Annotated in this window: 17 protein-coding genes; 6 read left to right on the top strand and 11 right to left on the bottom strand. The window is 46.2% G+C overall.

Annotation, left to right across the window (positions count from 1 at the left end):
- Positions 1-34: 34 nt before the first annotated feature.
- The 4 genes from arsC to EVX52_RS12370 all read left to right on the top strand — a co-directional run bounded on the left by arsC (position 35) and on the right by EVX52_RS12370 (position 3,611).
- Positions 35-463, top strand: a complete 429-nt coding sequence (gene arsC / locus EVX52_RS12385) for a glutaredoxin-dependent arsenate reductase (protein WP_129991381.1) — start codon at positions 35-37, stop codon at positions 461-463.
- A 180-nt stretch (positions 464-643) separates the two neighbouring features.
- Positions 644-1,405, top strand: coding sequence for an endonuclease/exonuclease/phosphatase family protein (locus tag EVX52_RS12380; protein ID WP_129953071.1), 762 nt, complete (start codon positions 644-646; stop codon positions 1,403-1,405).
- Entirely contained in the window at positions 1,402-2,649 is a 1,248-nt protein-coding gene (gene clsB, locus EVX52_RS12375; RefSeq protein ID WP_129991380.1) for a cardiolipin synthase ClsB, read from the top strand. Before EVX52_RS12380 ends, clsB begins: the two co-directional genes overlap by 4 nt.
- A complete protein-coding gene (locus EVX52_RS12370) occupies positions 2,649-3,611 on the top strand; it encodes a YbhN family protein (RefSeq protein WP_129991379.1) in 963 nt (320 codons plus the stop codon). The genes clsB and EVX52_RS12370 overlap by 1 nt, the downstream gene beginning before the upstream one ends.
- A gap of 12 nt (positions 3,612-3,623) precedes the next feature.
- Here the strand turns inward: EVX52_RS12370 and EVX52_RS12365 are convergent, their stop codons facing one another.
- Positions 3,624-4,928 (bottom strand): Nramp family divalent metal transporter, encoded by a 1,305-nt coding sequence (locus EVX52_RS12365; protein WP_129953074.1) that lies wholly within the window; start codon positions 4,926-4,928, stop codon positions 3,624-3,626.
- Positions 4,929-5,473: 545 nt separating this feature from the next.
- Between EVX52_RS12365 and EVX52_RS12360 the strand changes: the two genes are divergently transcribed.
- Positions 5,474-7,093, top strand: coding sequence for a methyl-accepting chemotaxis protein (locus tag EVX52_RS12360; RefSeq protein ID WP_129991378.1), 1,620 nt, complete (start codon positions 5,474-5,476; stop codon positions 7,091-7,093).
- On the top strand, positions 7,090-8,103 hold the full coding sequence (locus EVX52_RS12355; protein ID WP_129953076.1) for a substrate-binding domain-containing protein: 1,014 nt from the start codon (positions 7,090-7,092) through the stop codon (positions 8,101-8,103). Before EVX52_RS12360 ends, EVX52_RS12355 begins: the two co-directional genes overlap by 4 nt.
- Before the next feature lie 141 nt (positions 8,104-8,244).
- Here the strand turns inward: EVX52_RS12355 and EVX52_RS12350 are convergent, their stop codons facing one another.
- The 10 genes from EVX52_RS12350 to EVX52_RS12305 form a co-directional block, all read right to left on the bottom strand.
- The gene (locus EVX52_RS12350; protein WP_129953077.1) at positions 8,245-9,315 is read right to left on the bottom strand and encodes a GDP-mannose 4,6-dehydratase; all 1,071 of its coding nucleotides are present in this window, start codon (positions 9,313-9,315) and stop codon (positions 8,245-8,247) included.
- A gap of 139 nt (positions 9,316-9,454) precedes the next feature.
- Positions 9,455-10,609, bottom strand: a complete 1,155-nt coding sequence (locus EVX52_RS12345) for a glycosyltransferase family 4 protein (RefSeq protein WP_129953078.1) — start codon at positions 10,607-10,609, stop codon at positions 9,455-9,457.
- An 85-nt stretch (positions 10,610-10,694) separates the two neighbouring features.
- A complete protein-coding gene (gene cpsG, locus EVX52_RS12340) occupies positions 10,695-12,074 on the bottom strand; it encodes a phosphomannomutase CpsG (protein WP_129991377.1) in 1,380 nt (459 codons plus the stop codon).
- Between the two features lie 14 nt (positions 12,075-12,088).
- Positions 12,089-13,510 carry a mannose-1-phosphate guanylyltransferase/mannose-6-phosphate isomerase gene (locus EVX52_RS12335; RefSeq protein ID WP_129953080.1) on the bottom strand — a complete coding sequence of 474 codons (1,422 nt, stop codon included), beginning with the start codon at positions 13,508-13,510 and terminating at the stop codon, positions 12,089-12,091.
- Between the two features lie 121 nt (positions 13,511-13,631).
- Entirely contained in the window at positions 13,632-14,621 is a 990-nt protein-coding gene (locus EVX52_RS12330) for a glycosyltransferase (RefSeq protein ID WP_129991376.1), read from the bottom strand.
- A gap of 8 nt (positions 14,622-14,629) precedes the next feature.
- Entirely contained in the window at positions 14,630-16,093 is a 1,464-nt protein-coding gene (locus tag EVX52_RS12325; protein ID WP_129953082.1) for a lipopolysaccharide biosynthesis protein, read from the bottom strand.
- A gap of 18 nt (positions 16,094-16,111) precedes the next feature.
- The gene (locus EVX52_RS12320; protein WP_129991375.1) at positions 16,112-17,128 is read right to left on the bottom strand and encodes a polysaccharide pyruvyl transferase family protein; all 1,017 of its coding nucleotides are present in this window, start codon (positions 17,126-17,128) and stop codon (positions 16,112-16,114) included.
- Between the two features lie 4 nt (positions 17,129-17,132).
- Positions 17,133-18,371 (bottom strand): glycosyltransferase, encoded by a 1,239-nt coding sequence (locus tag EVX52_RS12315; protein WP_129991374.1) that lies wholly within the window; start codon positions 18,369-18,371, stop codon positions 17,133-17,135.
- A gap of 77 nt (positions 18,372-18,448) precedes the next feature.
- Positions 18,449-19,486, bottom strand: a complete 1,038-nt coding sequence (locus EVX52_RS12310; RefSeq protein ID WP_129991373.1) for a cellulase family glycosylhydrolase — start codon at positions 19,484-19,486, stop codon at positions 18,449-18,451.
- Positions 19,487-19,523: 37 nt separating this feature from the next.
- On the bottom strand, positions 19,524-20,513 hold the full coding sequence (locus EVX52_RS12305) for a glycosyltransferase family 1 protein (RefSeq protein WP_240783467.1): 990 nt from the start codon (positions 20,511-20,513) through the stop codon (positions 19,524-19,526).
- Between the last annotated feature and the right edge of the window lie 17 nt (positions 20,514-20,530).

Raw genomic sequence — 20,530 nt, 5'->3', positions numbered from 1 at the left:
TCACGGCAGGTCTTACTGACAAGAGAGCACCGTTATGACGTCTGTGACTATCTACCATAATCCTGCCTGTGGCACCTCACGCAACACGCTTGAACTCATCCGTAACAGCGGCGTTGAACCTGCCGTTATTCTCTATCTTGAAACGCCGCCAGGCCGCAGCGAACTGATAAAACTTATCAGTGACATGGGTATTTCAGTGAGATCATTACTGAGAAAAAACGTTGAACCTTATGCGCAACTGGGCCTGGCTGAAGATACGTTCAGGGATGAACAGTTACTCGACTACATGCTGCAATATCCAATCCTTATCAACCGCCCGATTGTCGTGACACCACTGGGCACCAGACTGTGCCGCCCGTCTGAGGTCGTTCTGGATATCCTGCCGGACGCACAGCAAGGTGCATTCACTAAAGAAGACGGCGAAGCCGTCGTGGATGCTCAGGGAAAACGGGTTTCTCAATAAACTGAAGTAAACCGAAAAGCACGCGCGGGTTGTCTGATGCTGACCTCAGAAAGGGGTCAGCAGGCATTACATGCTGGCACATCATGTTTACGGAAAAATCTGTAACCCTGCATCCTTTGGTAACAGTAACTACACTTTATTTAATATTTCATCAGGATAGTGATGCTGGCAGGATAAATAATGACCCAACAAACCCGGGGATTTTCGTTGAAAGTGCTGACGATTAATACACACAAGGGCTTCAACGCGTTTAATAAACGCTTCATTTTACCCGAACTGCGCGACGCGGTACGTACCGTCAGCGCCGATATCGTCTGTCTGCAGGAAGTGATGGGCGCACATGAAGCCCATTCGCTGCATGTCGAGAACTGGCCGGACACCAGCCATTACGAATTTCTGGCTGACACCATGTGGAACGACTTCGCCTACGGGCGCAACGCGGTCTACCCGGAAGGTCATCACGGCAATGCGGTCCTCTCCCGCTATCCCATTGAACATTATGAAAATCGCGACGTGTCAGTCGCGGGTAGCGAGAACCGGGGCCTGTTGTATTGCCGCATCGTACCTCCGCAGCTTGAGTGTCCTGTTCATGTAATTTGTGTACATCTGGGTCTGCGGGAAGCACACCGCCAGGCGCAGCTCAACATGCTGGCCGACTGGGTTAATGCTTTCCCGCAGGGAGAACCGGTGCTGGTGGCGGGTGATTTCAACGACTGGCGGCAAAAGGCCAGTCATCCGCTTAAAATGCAGGCCGGCCTTGAGGAGATTTTCACCCGCGCCAGGGGTCGCCCGGCGCGCACTTTCCCGGTCAGTATGCCGCTACTGCGTCTTGACAGAATTTATGTAAAAAATGCCTATGCCAGCGCGCCTGCCGTGCTGCCGCTGCGGAACTGGCGTCATCTGTCCGATCATGCCCCGTTAAGTGCGGAGGTCCATCTATGAAAACTGCATGGCGGGAAGGCAACCGTATCCAGCTGCTGGAAAATGGCGACGAATACTATCCGGCGGTATTTGAGGCTATCGATAAGGCTCAGCGTAAAGTGATTCTGGAGACCTTTATCTGGTTCGAAGATAAAGTGGGACGCCAGTTACATGCGGTGATCCTGCGCGCCGCCCGGCGCGGTGCCGACGTTGAAGTGCTGCTTGATGGTTATGGCTCGCCTGATTTGAGCGATGATTTCGTCGGGGAACTGACTTCAGCAGGTGTGGTGTTCCGCTATTACGACCCGCGTCCGCCGCTGTTCGGTATGCGAACCAATTTATTCCGCCGTATGCACCGTAAAATTGTGGTCATCGACAACACGGTGGCGTTTGTCGGCGGGATTAATTACTCGGCCGAGCATATGTCCGATTACGGTCCCGAAGCCAAGCAGGATTACGCTGTGCGGGTAGAAGGCCCGGTGGTGGATGACATTTTGCAGTTTGAGCTGGAAAACCTGCCCGATCATGCACAAACCCGCCGGTGGTGGCAGCAACGCCGCCGTTATCATGCGGCCGAAAATCGCTGGCCCGGCGAGGCTCAGGCGCTGTTTGTCTGGCGCGATAACGAGGATCACCGGGATGATATTGAGCGTCACTATCTGAAAATGCTCGCTAACGCGAAACGCGAAGTGATTATCGCCAACGCTTATTTCTTCCCCGGCTACCGTCTGCTGCACGCCATGCGCAATGCCGCCCGCCGAGGCGTGCGGGTAAAACTCATCGTGCAGGGCGAGCCGGATATGCCGATTGTCAAAGTCGGTGCCGAGCTGCTGTACAACTATCTGCTACAAGGGGGGGTGCAGGTGTATGAATATCGCCGTCGCCCGCTGCACGGCAAAGTCGCGCTGATGGATGACCACTGGGCGACAATCGGTTCCAGCAACCTCGATCCGCTGAGTTTATCGCTCAATCTTGAAGCCAATCTGATTATCCACGACCGGACGTTTAACCAGACGCTGCGCGACAATCTCAACAACATTATCGCCCGGGACTGCCAGTGTGTGGATGAAACCATGGCCCCGAAGCGCACCTGGTGGAATCTGGCAAAAAGCGTGGTGGTGTTCCACTTCTTGCGTAAATTTCCGGCGATGGTCGGCTGGCTACCCGCACACACGCCAAGGCTTGCACAGGTAAAGCCACCCGTTCAGCCCGAAATTGAAACACAGGATCGGGTGACGTCAGAGAATTCGGAGGTGAAATCATAATGTCTGTATCCCGTCCAAGGTGGCGCCTGGCGAAAAAGATCCTCACCTGGATTTTCTTTATCGCCGTGGCCGTGCTGTTGGTGGTTTACGCCCGCACGGTTAACTGGGAAGACGTGTGGAAGGTCATTCGTAATTATAACCGTACGCCACTGCTGATTTCAGCGGGGCTGGTGATTATCAGCTATCTGCTTTACGGCTGTTATGATCTGCTGGCACGTGCTTATTGCGGGCACAAACTCGCGGCGCGCCAGGTGATGCTGGTGTCTTTTGTCTGCTACGCCTTTAACCTCACGCTCAGCACCTGGGTGGGCGGCATCGGTATGCGTTACCGGCTTTACTCCCGCCTGGGGCTGCCGGGCAGCACGATCACGCGTATCTTCTCACTGAGCATTACCACCAACTGGCTTGGCTATATTTTGCTCGGTGGCATTATCTTCACTTTCGGCGTCGTGGAGTTGCCTGCGCACTGGTACATCGACGAAGGCACACTGCGCATTGTCGGTCTTATATTGCTGGCGATGGTGGCTGCATATCTCTGGTTCTGCGCCTTTGCTAAACACCGCCATATGACAGTGAAAGGGCAAAAGCTGGTGCTACCGTCGTTTAAATTCGCCCTGGCGCAGATGGTGATTTCCAGCGCTAACTGGATGGCAATGGGCGCCATTATCTGGCTGCTGATCGGCCAGGATATGAACTATTTCTTTATCCTGGGTGTGCTGTTAGTCAGCAGTATCGCCGGGGTGATTGTGCATATTCCGGCGGGGATCGGCGTGCTGGAAGCGGTGTTCATTGCCCTGCTGGCCGGAGAACACACTTCTCAGGGCACGATTATCGCCGCCCTGCTGGCCTATCGCGTGCTTTACTACTTCCTGCCGCTGCTGCTGGCGCTGGTATGCTATTTGCTGCTGGAGAGCCGGGCGAAGAAATTGCGGGCGAAGAACGAGAAGGCGATGGCGAAGTGAGCCTCCCGGCTATTATTCCAGACCGGGAATATTCACGCCAAATGTTTGCAGTAGCAGGATGATATTGAGCGCCACAATCACCACCGTGCCGATGATGGAAAGCACGGCAGTCCGGCGGCTGTTCACAAATTCACCCATGATGTCGCGACGGCCGGTGAATATCACCAATGCAATCATCGGTGCAGGCAGTGCCAGACTGAGCACCACCTGGCTGTATACCAGCGCGTCGGTGGCATTAACGCCCATCGCCACCACGATAAATGCGGGGATCATGGTGACCAGCCGGCGCAACCAGACAGGAATACGAAAGCCGACAAAGCCCTGCATGATCATCTGACCTGCCATCGTGCCGACCACTGAGCTGGAAATACCGGAAGCGATCAATGACAACAGGAAGAAACCTGCCGCCCCGATGCCTAACAGCGGGGTCAGGGTGTGATAAGCCGTTTCGATTTCCGCCACCTCACTGTGCCCTGAGTGGAAGGCACTCGCCGCCATAATCACCATCGCGATGTTCACCAGTCCCGCGAGAGTCAGCGCGATCACCACTTCAATATTGGAAAAACGCAGCAGTTTACGGCACTCTCCCGGATTTCTGGCTTGGGTACGGTGCTGAGTCAGACCTGAGTGCAGGAAAATCGCATGTGGCATCACGGTGGCTCCGATGATCCCTACGGCAATGGTCAGCGCCTGCGCATCAGGCAGTTGCGGCGTTACCATGCCCAGACCGGCTGCGGCCCAGTCAACCGGGGCGATAAACATTTCGATCAGATAACACAGCGCAATCACCGCCACTAACCCGCCGATCATCAGCTCAACGGGGCGGAAACCCCGTTTTTCCACCATCAAAAGACCGTAGGTCACCAGCGCCGTGATGCCCATTCCGGCCAGTAACGGCATATGGAACAGTAATGAAAGTCCCAGAGCACCCCCGAGAAATTCGGCCAGATCGGTCGCCATTGCGGCAATTTCACTGCTCCCCCACATGCCCCAGACCACGGGTTTCGGGAACTGGTCACGACACATTTCCGCCAGGTTTTTATGGGTAACGATCCCAAGCCTGGCGGAGAGCGCCTGAAACAGCATAGCAATCATATTGGCCATTACCACCACCCACAGCAGCATGTAGCCATAGCGGGAGCCAGCCTGAATATTGGTTGCAAAATTACCCGGGTCCATATAGGCAATCGAGGCGATCACCGCAGGACCGGCAAACAGCAGCGGTGTCATCAGGCTGCGTTTGCGGCCAGACATGGCATTAACAATCGCCGCGTTGGTTCTGTCGGTTAAAGAAGAAGTTTGGCCTGTTCCACGCATACTGCCCCCACCCTGTTCTTGCTTGTTATTTTTGTGTGATTTTTATCCGGCGATAACAAATATAGCACCAGCTATATTCTATAGCACAAGCTTAGTTGACGGGTTATCAGGAGCAGAGTGTTTCAAAATATGAAACTTCAATCATTGCCTGAGATTATAAAACCGGAATGCTTTTTCGAATGATTCATCCGGCGCGACGACCACACGGCCTGTTCTGCGCCAGCGTCTTTGGCTCAACAGACATGCGTAACAGCGCATGAAAAAATCGCCGCCAGAAAAACCCGACAGACATCACACTTTTCCGCCAAACAAACCGGCTGCATGTCCCCTGCTATCAAGTTTCCCCGTCAATGTGCCGTTAACTTAATCAATAAATCTCATTCGGTTTACGTGAGCAGCTTCATTTTTTCCGACAGATTTCTCTCCTGTGCTCCCTGACAGGCTACGCCAATAACAACGTTTTACGTATCAGACTGATTGAAGTGTTGTCATAAACTTAAGGTGCCTGCGCACTTTTTTAATTGCAATTTCAGGGAGTTACCTCTATGTCTTTTAAACATACTACTGTACGCACCCAGCTTACGTTGGGGTTTGGCGTTTTAGTCGTCATTGTTCTTGCAGTAGTCCTGCTCTCGATGAATGCGTTAAGCCAGGCCAACAACCGATTCAAAACCCACGTGCAGCAGGTTTCCGCCCGTGAGGCTTCAGTGAATTTAATTCTCAGCGGCGTAAAAGACAGTTCACTGAATATTTACGGGCTGGTGCTGGTCAGTGAGCCTGCTGATATCGAAGCAGGTAAAAGACAAGTGGCTGCCGCAGAAGAGAAAACCACTGCCGCACTGACCCAGCTTCAGGCGGCAATCAAAGAACACTCTGACGTCACGGATAAGGATCGGCAATTCGTGACCGCGATTTTCAATGCGGAAGAAGGCTACCGTCCGGTGGCGAAACACATTGTTGATCTCGCCCTTGACGAGAAGAAGGCCGAAGCGATTGACCGCATGAACCGGGAGCTACGGCCTCAGCTGACGCTGCTGCTTAATACAACCAATGATTATCTGAAATACAGTAACGCACGCGCAAAAGAGAGCCTGAATACCGCACAGGATGCGTATCAACAAACCCGCCTCATTTTCATCATTATCAGCCTGGTCGCGCTGAGTCTGGCGGTCATTCTGGGCGGCATTATTATCCGTTCCCTGTTCCGCGCGCTGGGTGAGGAACCGGTTGTTTTAGGTCAGGTCGTACAGCGTATTGCGGCGGGTGATCTCAGTGAAGTGAAAGGCGCGAAAAATGCCCCGCAAAACAGCGTGCTGGCAGAGCTTGGTGAAATGCAGGTAAAACTGCATCAGTTAATCAACCAGGTGGCGAATTCCGCAGAAAGCATTGTCAGCGCCTCAACGGAAATTACGCTGGGCAATGAGGATCTGAGTCGCCGGACCGAAGCTCAGGCTTCCTCACTGGAACAGACATCGGCAAGCATGGAAGAACTGACCGCGACAGTGAAACACAATGCCGACAATGCCCATCAGGGAAATCTAATGGCTACCAATGCCTCACAAGTGGCGCAGCGCGGCGGCGTCGTGGTTGAACGCGTCGTCAGTACCATGCATGAAATTGCAGAAAGCTCAGGCAAAGTGACACAAATCATCACGGTCATTGAAGGCATTGCTTTCCAGACCAATATTCTGGCGCTTAACGCCGCCGTTGAAGCAGCCCGTGCCGGTGAGCAAGGACGCGGCTTTGCGGTCGTTGCCGGAGAAGTGCGCACGCTGGCACAACGCAGCGCCAATGCCGCTAAAGAAATCAAAAACCTGATCAGTGAGTCTGTGGAGCGGATCAACGTCGGCTCTAAGCTGGTCGATGAAGCGGGCACCACCATGATGGAAGTGGTAAATGCTGTCAAAGGCGTCAACAGCCTGATGGCTGAAATCACCCTTGCCTCAAGCGAACAGCATACGGGCATCGATCAGGTTAACAAAGCCGTGGTCAATATGGACGAGGCGACGCAGCAGAATGCCGCCTTAGTCGAACAAAGTGCGGCGGCGGCGGACAGTTTAAAACAACAGGCCCATATCCTGCTGAAGGGGATTTCTGCGTTTGATATTTCACGTGCAGGAAATCTGAATATCAGTGCAACGGCAGCCGCTAAGGTATTGAGATGAAAATTTCCTGCGTTTTTGCCGTGGCGGCGACCCTGTTTACATCGGCCACCCTTGCCGGCAGTAATCAGAACATCACGATTGGCCTGATTACCAAAACAGACACCAACCCGTTCTTTTTGAAAATGAAAGAAGGCGCCATGCTGGGCGCCACTGTACACGGGGTCAGGCTGCTCACCGCAGCCGGTAAAGAAGACAGCGATTATCCTTCCCAGATCATCGCGATTCAGTCCATGGTGTCCGCCGGCGCGACCACGTTGCTCATTACGCCGAGCGATGCCAAAGCCATTGTGCCCGCACTGGATGAGGTTCGGGCGAAAGGCGTACAGGTCATCGCTCTCGATTCTCCCACGGATCCGATCAGTGCCGTCGATGCCCTCTTCGCCACCGATAACTATAAAGCGGGCGAGCTGATTGGTCAGTATGCTCAGGCGGCTATGCCGCTGACGTTCCCGGGGCAACCCTTCAAAATAGCCATGCTGGATTTATCGCCAGGACATCTGGTAGGAGCAAGAAGGCACAACGGGTTTATGAAAGGATTAGGTTTACCTGCGGCAGGTGCCGAAACCAGTGAGCTGTCGGCCACACCCGAAATCGTGTGTTCAGGCTATAGCGAAGGGGCAGAAAAACAAGGCTACGAGGTCATGGCAAATTGCCTGAAAGCACATCCGGACATTAACCTGGTTTACACCGTCAACGAACCGGCTGCAGCCGGAGCCTACAAAGCATTGCAGGAGGCGGGTAAACAAAAGAATGCCCTTATTCTGTCTGTTGATGGCGGGTGTGCGGGCGTAAATTACGTGCGGGAAGGAAAGATTGCTGCCACAGCCCAACAATATCCTTTAACGATGGCCGCAATGGGTGTTGATGCTGCCGTAGCCTATGCCAGACACGGCAAAAAAGTGTCCGGGTATGTCGATACCGGCGTCACGCTTATCGCAGATAAACCCATGCAGGGCCTGCCAAGCAAAGATACTCAGGCAGGGCTTGATGCCTGTTTTGGTGCAAAATAAAGGGCATAAAAATGGGCCGAACAGCCCATTTCAAGAAACCCGTTGATGACCGGTTTTTACCTTCCGGAAAGCAAAAAAAAAGCCGGAGAATGTGCTGACATTCTCCGGCTTTTTATCGCTCGTGATAAATAGCGGGCGGCGTTATCCGTACAGTTTCAGACGTGCCCTCTTTTTGGCAGAAGCCAGATCAGCCTGCACCATCTCAATCACCAGATCCTGTAGTGACGTTTCAGGTGCCCAGCCTAACTGGCGACGCGCCTTGGAAGGATTAACCGAAACCTTGCTGACCTCTGACGGACGGATATAACGCGGATCGACGGCGACAATCACATCCCCGACTTTCAGCGCCGCAGCGACCGGACTGATAATCGCGGCAATCACCCCTTTCTCCTCGATACCTTTACCGACAAACCGCAGCTTGATCCCCAGTTCAAGGGCAGCAAAAGTCACGAACTGACGCACCGTAAACTGCACGCCCGTCGCAATCACGAAGTCCTCCGGTTTGTCCTGCTGCAACATCAGCCACTGCATTTTGACGTAATCTCTGGCATGCCCCCAGTCACGTAATGCATTCAGATTGCCCAGATAAAGGCATTTCTCCAGCCCCTGAGTAATGTTGGCCAGCCCGCGCGTGATTTTACGCGTCACAAAACTTTCGCTGCGTCGCGGCGACTCGTGATTAAACAAAATGCCATTACAGGCATACATACCAAACGTTTCGCGATAATTCACGGCTGTCCAGAAATCACTGACCCTGGCGACGGTATCCGAAGGCGGAAGATTAAACGTCACCATTTCATTGATGGTCATCCCGTTAACCAGCCCGCACAACGCAGAAGATGAGGCATGATAATAACGCGTTGTGTGCTCCAGCCCCTGAGAACGAATCGCCTCGAGCATTCTGAGCGCACTGATCCTGGCCACGGGAAGCGTAGAATGCGTAGCAGTCTCACTGGTGATATCCAGATTATAAATTTCATCCGGGCGAATTAACGCCAGCAATTTCCCCAGATCGAAGATTTCACCCCAGCCATAATGATGAATATAAAAATCAGGATTGTTTGCCTGTAAATCATCACAGACAGATTCAGTATCGGGTACCCGGCCGTGCTGAATAATCCCGTGGACTGTATAGCCTTTTTTAAGCAAAAGCTCAGTCAGATAAGACCCGTCCTGCCCGGCGATATCGGTAATAAGAGCGACCTTAGACATAGTAAACCCTTAGATTACAATTTAAAAACGCATCGGGACAGATGCACGATTATAATTGCAAGGTTATGTTGAGTAAGATGAATCGCAGAATAAACAGTCAACGACAGAAAAATAAATAAGATTAAAAAAGATCACAATATTAATAAATGATGCGTTTCCGTTCGTTGAAGTCATGCCATTTTGTTTTGATATACTCATCCAGCTCATCATGAAATCTTTGTGCAGAGAATTTTAAAGCATTTTCACGACAGTCTTGTGGCAGGATGGTGTCTTTAATGGTATCAAAATGACGCACAGCTTTAATCAAGGATTCCGCCGTTTGTTCTGAGAAGAACATCCCGGTGGCATTACGTTCCCCATAAGGTCTGATGGTTTCCAGCACACCGCCTTTGCCAAAAGCAATCACCGGCGTCCCGCTGGCTTGTGCTTCGACCGGGGTAATTCCAAAGTCCTCTTCAGCAGCAAAAACAAACGCCCGGGTACGCCGCATGTAATCCTGCATGACATCGTCAGGCTGATAACCCAGTATTTCGATATTGCTGCCAGCCCTGGACTTTATTTTAGCCATTTCAGAACCGTCACCGATGACCACCAGCTTCTTATCCGGCATCTGACTGAATGCTTCAACAATCAGATCGATACGCTTATAAGGCACCATCCGTGAGGCGGTAAAATAGAAATCTTCTTTATTTTCCTGCAAAGTAAAACGGTCAACATCGACAGGCGGATAAATCACGTCCGCATCACGGCCATAGACCTTCTTAATTCGCCGGGCAATAAACTGGGAATTGGCGATAAAGTGATCCACGCCATTGGCTGTCCGGTAATCCCACATCCTGATTTTATGCAGAAACCAGCGGGCCAGTTTGCCTTTCAGGCCTTTATTCAGCCCTGACTCACGCAAATACTGGTGCTGGAAATCCCAGGCATAGCGGATGGGAGAATGCACATAACTGATGTGCAATTGATCAGGGCCGGTCAGCACACCTTTGGCAACGGCATGGCTGCTGGAAAGCACAATATCATGCCCCGTGACATCAAGTTGCTCGATGGCCAGCGGCATTAAAGGCAAATACTGCTGATATTTCTTCTTCGCAAAAGGCAGGCGCTGTATAAAAGAGGTCGTGGCTTCTTTCCCATAGAATTTCTTGCGCGATTCATCAGACAGAAAATCAACAACAGAATAAACATCAGCATCCGGATATAATTTAATAAATTCTGCGATAACTTTTTCGGACCCTGCAAATGTCACTAACCAGTCAGCAACAATCCCTACACTCACATCATGTGACATAATTTAAACCTTATAAAATGAAAAGTGAGCAATACAAACCCACAGCGAGTCATGATCACTCACTTAAATAAGATATTTTTAATAATTACATACTGCGAAGGATAGAAAGAATTCTTCTGGTCTGTTCCTGCATTAATTTGGTATTTGCGCGGGATTCGACATTCAACCGTACAACCGGTTCTGTATTAGAGCTGCGGAGATTGAAACGCCATTCATCAAACTCCAGGCTGATCCCGTCAGTGTGATCGACATTTACCGCCTCGCCTTCATACATTGCCAGGACACGGGCAATGGATTCTTTCGGCTGCTGCAGGTAACTGTTAATTTCGCCTGAAGCGGGATAGGCAGTGATCCGGTCATTAATCAGCTGACGAAGAGATTTGCCTTTCAGATGCAATAATTCAGCGACCAGCAACCAGGGGATCATCCCACTATCGCAATAATAAAAATCGCGGAAGTAATGATGGGCGCTCATCTCACCGCCATAGACCGCATCTTCCTGGCGCATACGTTCTTTAATAAAGGCATGCCCGGTTTTTGACATAACCGGTACGCCGCCTGCACCGGTAACAATATCAATGGTATTCCAGCTCAGGCGCGGGTCATGGATAATTCGTGAGTTGGGATATTTTTCCAGGAAGGCATCGGCAAGCAGACCAACGATATAATAACCTTCGATAAAATTACCGGCATCGTCGAAGAGAAAACACCTGTCGAAATCGCCGTCGAAAGCAATTCCCATATCTGCATTATGCTTAATGATGGCATCCGTCGTGTCCTGACGGCACTCCGGTAATAGCGGGTTAGGAATACCGTTGGGGAATGTGCCGTCTGCCTCGTGATGAACCTTGATAAATTCAACCGGTACACCCGCTGCAATAAACCGCTGTTCGATAGCATCGACAACATGGCCGGCCGCACCGTTGCCGGAGTTAAACACCAGCTTTAAAGGACGGGTAAAATTCTCAAAATTGATAAAGCTGAGCAGCTTATCAACATATTCATCCAGCACCGAGGCTTTCTCATAGCTGCCACGCGAAGCCTGATCGACCGGTGCAAAGTTATTAGCCTCCGCCAGCGCCTGAATATCGCGTAAGCCAGTATCACCGCTGATCGGACGGGAATCCTCACGGACCAGTTTCATGCCATTGTAGTTCATCGGATTATGGCTGGCCGTGACTTCGATGCCACCGTCAAGGCACAGATAAGACGTTGCAAAATAGATTTCTTCTGTACCGGTTACTCCGATATCCACAACGTCCGTTCCCGCATCCTGCAAACCTTTCGCCAGCGCAAGTTTTAGTGCCTCGCTGGTTAAGCGGACATCGCCCCCCAATACCATTTTCTTGGGTTTTAAATATTCCCCGTAAGCACGCCCTATACGGTAAGCAATATCTTCATTTAATTCGACGCCTAATTCACCGCGGATATCGTAAGCTTTAAAGCAAGTTAATGTATCTGACATATTTCATCCCCAAATTAACAGCGACCATAGTGATCTTTTATACGGATAATATCGTCATCTTCCAGATAGGAACCCGACTGGATTTCCAGAAGTTCCAACGGAATTTTCCCGGGGTTCTCTAACATATGCTGAGCACCAATAGGGATAAACGTGGATTCATTTTCAGTGAGCAAATAATTTTTATCTTCGAGAATGACTCTGGCGGTGCCGGACAAAATAACCCAGTGCTCAGCGCGGTGATGATGCATTTGTAATGAGAACTGACCGCCCGGTTTCACGGTTATCCGGTTCACCTGATAGCGGGGAGCAGTTACGACATTATCGTTACGGCCCCACGGGCGATAAGATTCGCGGTGCAAACGGTATTCCCGCCTTTTATTACTCTTCAGATATTCGACGACTTTTTTAACGTCCTGCACCTGGTTTTTATCAATAACCAGAACGGCATCTTTGGTATTGACAATAACCAGATTATCCACACCGATTGCAGCCACTAATTTCTCATCGGTGTTGATATAACAATTCTTCGCATTATGGGTAAACACATCGCCATTGACGGCATTCCCTTCGGCGTTTTTATCATTCACTTCCCAAAGAGCCGACCAGGAACCCACATCATTCCATCCTGCATCTAACGGAACCACAACCGCATCGGTGGTTTTTTCCATCACGGCATAGTCAACAGATTCGTCCGGGCAGGAAATAAAAGACGCTTTATCTACGCGAATAAAATCCTGTTGTTCATCGGCATGCGAGGTTTCAATCGCTTTCTGACAAGCTTCGAGTATATCCGGCCTGAATTTTGCCATCTCTTCAAGGAAACGTTTGGCGCGGAACAAGAACATTCCGCTGTTCCAGTAATATTCGCCACTTTCCAGATATTGCACTGCGGTGGCCAGATTCGGTTTTTCAACAAAACGCTGCACCCCAAAAGCAGGCTCGGCATCGCTGCTGAATTCTGTCCCGCGCTGTATGTAACCGTAGCCGGTTTCCGGGCCTGTTGGCACGATGCCAAACGTGACCAGTTTCCCCTGGCCGGCGAAGGGTATCGCATTCTGCACGGCCCGATGGAAGGCATCCGGTGACTCGATAACATGGTCGGCTGCAAGCACGAGCAACAGCGGGTCAGAACCATTATCGATGGCACTCAGGGCGGCCAGGGTAATAGCAGGCGCGGTATTACGTCCGACCGGTTCAAGAATAATATTGTCGGAGAGCTGGTTTATTTGTCGCAATTGTTCAGCCACAAGAAAACGATGCTCTTCATTACAAATAACCAGCGGCTCAGAAACGTCCAGCCCTTTTAAACGGGTGACCGTTTCCTGCAACATGGAATTATCGCCATGCAGGCGAAGAAATTGTTTTGGATAAAGCTCACGAGACATTGGCCACAAACGGCTACCGGTGCCGCCAGCCATGATTACTGGAAGGATCATAGTTTTCGTCTCAAATATATAAGAGTTAAATAAGATTAAACCACCGAATAAAACCACTCAGTGTACAGAGAAGTAATAACGTAATAAGAATTAAAAAGCATACATATTCACACGGAAGTAATTACGATTTAATTTTAAAAGCAGTTTTAAGCATGAAATAAAATAAATAGGGGAAGATTTTAATCATGAATATTGCATAAAATCGCTTAAGGTTCAGTTGCTTTTTTAACTTTATAAGAGAATGAATATTAATGTACTCTTTTATTTTGGCAACATCGCTTGCCGGAGCGCCAAATTTAACTGCATTAATAAAAACCATTAAAATTACCATGTACTCATGTTTAATGAGTCGTAATTTATCCACCTCTGTTGAAATTAAGGGCTTAACGAGGGTTTTAGTCATGTCAAGATATAACAATCTATCAAGTGATTTTTGGTAGGATTTCTTAGTTAGTGAGGATGTATGTTGTATATAATGATATTTTGGTTCGTTGCCAAAAGAGATATTAGCCCCTTTGATAAACATAGTCATAATTACAAGATAGTCTTCAAAAACTGGCAATTTAGAATCAAAACTGACATCCTGAAAAACTTCCCGCCTGAAAATTTTATGCCAGAGAAAACCTGTAATTTCATTCTCTAACATAGAAAAAACGGCGTCCTTCCCCTGTAAAATCACATTCGGGGAAAACTTGTTTGTTGTACCGACTGGGTGCCCGTCAGGAGTTTCAGAATAATATAAACACTGACCTATAGATGTATTATTACTTGTCACAATGCGTATCAAATAGTCTATTGCATCATGATCAAAATAATCATCCGAATCCAAAAAACAAATGAAATCACCATTAGCATTATCAACTAATTTATTCCTGGTGATAGAAACCCCTTCATTTTTATCATTCTTAATTATTACGTGAGGTATAGTGTTATGCTCAATAAAAAACTCTTTTGCCACAGTTAGCGATGAGTCTGTTGAACAATCATCAACAATGATAACTTCGATGTTAGAGTAACTCTGTGAAACAACAGACTGCAAAGCCTTCCTGATGTATTTTTCAGAATTAAAAAGAGGGATAAGGATGCTAACTAAACTTGGATAAGTCGTCATGAAATCTCTTAATTCCTTTTTATTATCTTTCTCGCGAGTGAAAGTATCATCATTTTTTTACTCTTAGACGAAAAAGTAAAAATTAAAATAAAGTAAAAAAATGCGCCCGAAAAAACCTTTACAACAATCCCAACCCAAGATTCATTTAAGTATGTAAACTCCTGCATTCCAATAAGAAGTAAGCACATAACTCCCGAACATATGATAGGAACGAATATTTCTTTAATATATTGCTTAAATGTTAAGTTCAAAAGTGTCAATGCACACCAGGCAGAAATAGGATAGAGAAGTATCGTACGGATGGAAAATACTAGTGCCGTTGCAATCAAACCAAACCTAACAAAGATGTAAAACGCTATTACATTACTTATCGCATAGACTAACGTGAGTCTGGCTTGCCATTCGGGCTTATCACGTGCAAACATCACTGAATGATTGTAATAACCGATCGATGTTACAAATCCTACTGCACTGACAATTTGCATGATTGGAACAGAAGGCATCCATTTGTGCCCCAAGAGCAGGAAAGTAATATCATGCGATAGGGCACTAAGACCAACAAAAGCGGGCGCCGTCACCAGAACCGTAAAATAGGTTGCTTGCAAATACTTATTGCCGAACTCATTTAAATCATTTTTATATCGAGTGAATGCCGGTAATGAAACTCTCATTAATGCGGAAGAGAGAACAGTATTTAAGGTATTCACTATACGCTTACCAGCCGAATAAATACCTGCCCCGGCTGTACCGAGAAAATATGTGATGAAGAAAACATCACTATTCTGATTAGCAAAGTTAGTAATATTACTCAGCGCCACATGCTTAGAAAACCCTAAAGACTCTCTGATTGAGTCTCTTGAAATTTTCAGTTTTGGTTTCCATGGAGTAGTAAGCCATAGTGTGACAAGGGAAATCAGGGAGGTGACAACTTGCTGCACGACCAAACTGGTAACGGCAAACCCTTTATATGCCAGTACTACCCCAACAACGCCACCAATAGTGATAGAGCATATTGACCTTATCGCTAAGGGTCTAAACATCATATTATGCGTCAGCCAGGCCTCGTGAGTTCGACTCAACCCGCTGACAACAATAATAATCCCTGTTCCTCGAATTACATTGGCCAGTTCTGGTACTTTCATATACGCCTCTATGAACGGGGCGGAAAAAAAGACGATCAAAAAGGCAGGCACAGATAAAGAGAAACACAAAAAAAAGGCAGAATTATAATCTACTGATGTCGGTGACTTCATCCTCACAATAGAAGTCGCAATACTATCGAATATAACATTTCGAAAAAACTGCGTAACAAGCAAAGAAACACTTAGCATGCCGTATATACTGGGGGTCAGCAATTTTGCTAAAATAATGAATATTACAAATGTTATCACTTGTGAGGCTGTATTATCCAGAACAGACCAGATAGCACCAGAAATTATCGATGGCTTCTGATTTCGCGCTTGAGCATTCAATTTAGCATCCTTAGAGTTTCACTTGCATTTTGAAAGCCTATCCATACCATTTAATAAGCGTTCTAAATTTGAGTTAAATCTAATATCATTACTTAAAAAACCCGGTTGAGATTTTGCATGAGTAAGAACATTGGACGCATTATTAATAAACCTTTCATTTAAATCCAGGTTAAACAACCCTTCAATAGTTTTAATACCTTTATTAGGGACTCTATGCGTCACCAACTGAGTTAATTCTTGATAACCACCCCACCATTTTTTATTTTTTAACTCACGCTGCCCCTTGAAATATTTAACAGCAAACTCTACATCTGAGCCAGGTAAAAAATATTTTTCACCATAAATATATAAAGATTTATCACGTAAATACTCACGTAGAGAACTGCTTCCCAAAACAGTCGGCCTGTAAGGAAGGTTTATTGTCTGAGTCCAGTCTAACCATTTGAATGTATTGATCTGTGAAGAAGTAATTAATGGTACCCAAGGTACACGCATTGCATCCGCAATAATCGCAGCATGCATAGCATCCGCCAGCACCAGTTTGGCATTTCGGATTTTTTGGATAACTGTCTTCGCATCCGACTGTGGATTCACAAACTCAACCCCGGCCTGCTGACAAACCTTTTCCCATTGTCCCGTGATGAGTGCATGGTGATGAGGAACAAAAATCACCCCCTTACGCTCAGCTTCGGAGAGGGGTTTAAACTCAGCGAGCGTGTTTAACAGCGCGGCGCCATCAGTAATAAACTTATCTTTCGGCAATCCCAAAATCTCAGCACTGAGTGGCCCTCTGACACACAACGTTTCCCAGGAGCTGTCACCAAAGCTGGCAGGCGGATAGCCATAACCTACCCCGCTCGAGAAGACATACCACTTTTTAGCGGGTGGCATAGCGGAGGTAATAATGGTGCCAATACCCGATACCCTTACGTCCTCATTGTCATCAAAAAAGCCGGGAAGTAATGCATCCCAAATCCATGCGTTAAGATCATCCCCAAAATTTCCATGCGCTGATTTATAATAGTAAATTTTCAATTTATCACCGGTTAATATGTAAAGGCTGGCCAAGTAGAATATTTAACATCCTGGAATACGATTTATCCTGATCGAATTCGTTATCAATTTTTTCTTTTGCATTACGACAAATATCCGGCAACACGTCGGGATTATCGATTATTTCACGGACGACAGCCGCAATGCTGGTGGCATCATTTTCATTGACCAGAAAACCAGACACCCGATTCTCAATGAGTTCAGGTATCCCGCTGTGAAACGTCGATATCACGGGTATACCTATAGCCATTGCTTCCATCAATGCAACCGGGATCCCTTCCATATCGCCATCTGCCGCTGTAACGGAAGGAAGTAAAAAAACATCCGAGTTATTTAAATATTCAGAGACAGTTTCTTGCGTCTGCGCACCTAAGAAGGCAATTTTGTCACCCAGCCCAAGAGTAGCGGCCTGAGACTCAAGTTCTTTACGCAGCGGGCCGTCCCCGATAACGGTGTAATCAAAGTCAACGTTTTGCTGTTTTAATAACAAGCAGGCATTGATAGCGACTGATATGCCTTTTTTTTCTGTAAGTCTGGCTATAGAGAGTAAACGAATTGGATTACCTAAAACAGTTCTCGGTTGAAAAGAAAATTTGTTAACACTGATCCCCATCCTGATAACATGAATATTATCATCATGTCCGGAAACATTTTTAATTTTGTCAGCCCATAACTGACTTACAGGCAGAATAAATTCAGCGTCATCATATAGTTTTTTATAATCATCTCTAAAAATATCGAGAGTGCGAGTTTGTGAAATATCGTTACCATGAAAAACCGCAGCTAACTTACCTTTCAAAAAATTTAATTTCCTTAGCTGATTTGCTAATACTGCGGTCGTGCCGAAGTGTGAAACAATAACATCAACCTCTATCGGGATTTTATTTTTTGACAATATATGCGGGAGCATAAGGGTTTTAGCGTAATACCCATATTTAAAGGCATTTATGCTTTTAAGAGCATGTGGAGATAAAAGGCAAGGAATCAATCCATTAAGTCGTGCTAAAACTCTTGAAACCTTACCTCTTGGTTCCGGTTCCAGTAAGTATCGCGTCCTTTTTATCAAATCGAAATCTTTGATAACTTTATGCTCTGCGTTAAGTTCACCGGGAAAAACAGAAACTACGCTTACTTCACAACCTTCATTAATAAAATATGCAATTTGATTGAGGATAAACGTCTCGGAAAGAACTGGAAATTTATATACAAAAAACAAAATCCTCATATTACCTCTTTACTCGCCATTAAATAATCATCAAAACTAAATTCATATCGATCATTAGTCATCACAGTTAAATGAGATTATTTTTTATTAAGTAAGTCAGAAATCATAGGAGCGACTAACTTCGGTGTAAGATCGTTATTCAAAAGACCGAAATTAAAATCCCTCTTACTCTTGTCCTTGCCATCATCAATGAGATCATAGATCCAAACGCCTTTTATATATGAACGGGATTTTGCATCTTCAATATAACTTTTTATATAATCAGCAGACTCTTGCTGGCTCATACCACCAGGCCCTGTATAGTTTGTCACTCCAATTTCAGTAATGTATACAGGGAAATCTTTCCCAGCTATTTTTTTGCTGTTAGAGTAAAAATCGTCAAGAAAATCTAAATTCCCTTTTGTTGTTCTTAAAGAACGGCGACCATTCAGATATGAATAGGTGTGAATAGAAATACCGTCGGCATATTGTAGAATTCCCATTTTTAAAAGTTGTTCGAACCAAACGACGTCTGTAATATTCAAGACCTTAGCTCTGTGTTCCAAAGGGTTGAATCCACCGGCCAAGATTACTGCATTTGGATCAATATTTTTTATTGCCTTACTTGTTGCCTTAACAAGATTAAAGTAGACCTCAGCCGATGGTATATTAGTACGAAACCGAGTCATTCCAGTACCTATTGTCCATTCATTCCAAATTTCGTAATATTTGACCTTACCTTTAAATCTTGAAGCAACCCAGCTAGCATACTTAACAAAATTATTAATAGATTCTTGGTCTCTTGGATAGTCACCGTTATTATAAAACTTATTTCCATAATCAAGAATCAATATAGGATCCAGACCATTCTTCTGGGCATTTAAAAATGCAGAATCTGTTTTTTTTATATTATCACTTACTGCAAAAACGCCTTTACTTCTTTCTACACTTGACCACGGATAGTCTTCACGAAATGATGTAAAACCCATGCTTCTTATTTTTTCTAAATAGATATCACTTTCTCCACGATAACCTTGAAAATGAGTACCTACGCCAACAATTGTACACATCCCATACGACGAATAAATGAAAAAAAACATACAGCAAGTTTTTATATAAAACATGAATTTATTCATTTTATTACCTTATAAAATATAATATGGCAGGTGTGTATTAACTTTTAAAACTATTCAAACAATCCTTTATCAGATCAGAAGTTTTCACCCAAGAATATTTTTTCGCTTGGATTAAACCTTTTTTTATTAGTTCTTTTTTCAGATCTGGATCAGAATAAAGCCTGTTTATTGCCTGTGTAATAGCTTCTGTATTTTCAGGATCAACAAGAATTGCTGCATCACCTGCTACTTCTGGTAAAGAGGTTGTAGTTGAAGTTATCACAGCTGTACCGCTGGACATCGCTTCAATGACAGGAAGGCCAAAACCTTCATAGAGTGATGGAAAGAGCAAAAAGAGTGAGCTCTTATATAAAGATGCAAGTTCGTTATTCCCTACCCGCCCTTTAAAAATCACTCTATCTTGCAAATTTTTACTGTTAATTTCTTTCTCAAGGTTCTCATCTGGACTTCCTGTGAAGATTAACTTAACCGACGAGGGAATATTAGCCATATGGAAGGCTGATAATATTCTTGATTCATTTTTATGCTTTTTTCTATTACTTACGACTAAAATATATTCACCATCAACACTATCTATATCGTTTTCTTTATTTAAAAACTCCTCCGACACGCCATTTCCAACAACCACGACTTGAGAACCACTAATTCCAGCCCACTCGCAAATTCTCTTTTTAGAGAAATTTGACACCGTCAATATTTTAAATGACTTCTGACAAGCTCTTTTCATAACAAATTCATAATATATTTTCTTAAGAAAACTACTATTATGATTAACATCTATATGATTCAAATCATGAATAGTAATGATACTTCTATTCAAAAAGAAAAATGGGCAATTATATCCCGGTGAAAAATATAAACCTTTTTTAAAGGCTAAATAGAAAGTAATAAAAAATACATCAAGAGGACTTGTTGGTTTCAAACCATTTTTTATTTTTACAAACTCTTTATTCCGATCTGCTACCTCACTAGCAAATCGTCCAATCCCATGCTCACCAATCCAACGGGCATCATAAATTATTTTCACTATCCCTATCTCCATTT

The sequence above is a fragment of the Rahnella sp. CFA14(1/10) genome, assembly GCF_004195095.1.
Lineage (GTDB): Bacteria > Pseudomonadota > Gammaproteobacteria > Enterobacterales > Enterobacteriaceae > Rahnella > Rahnella perminowiae.
Note: the sequence above shows the minus strand (reverse complement) of the source record. Positions and strands in the feature narration are given on the sequence as shown.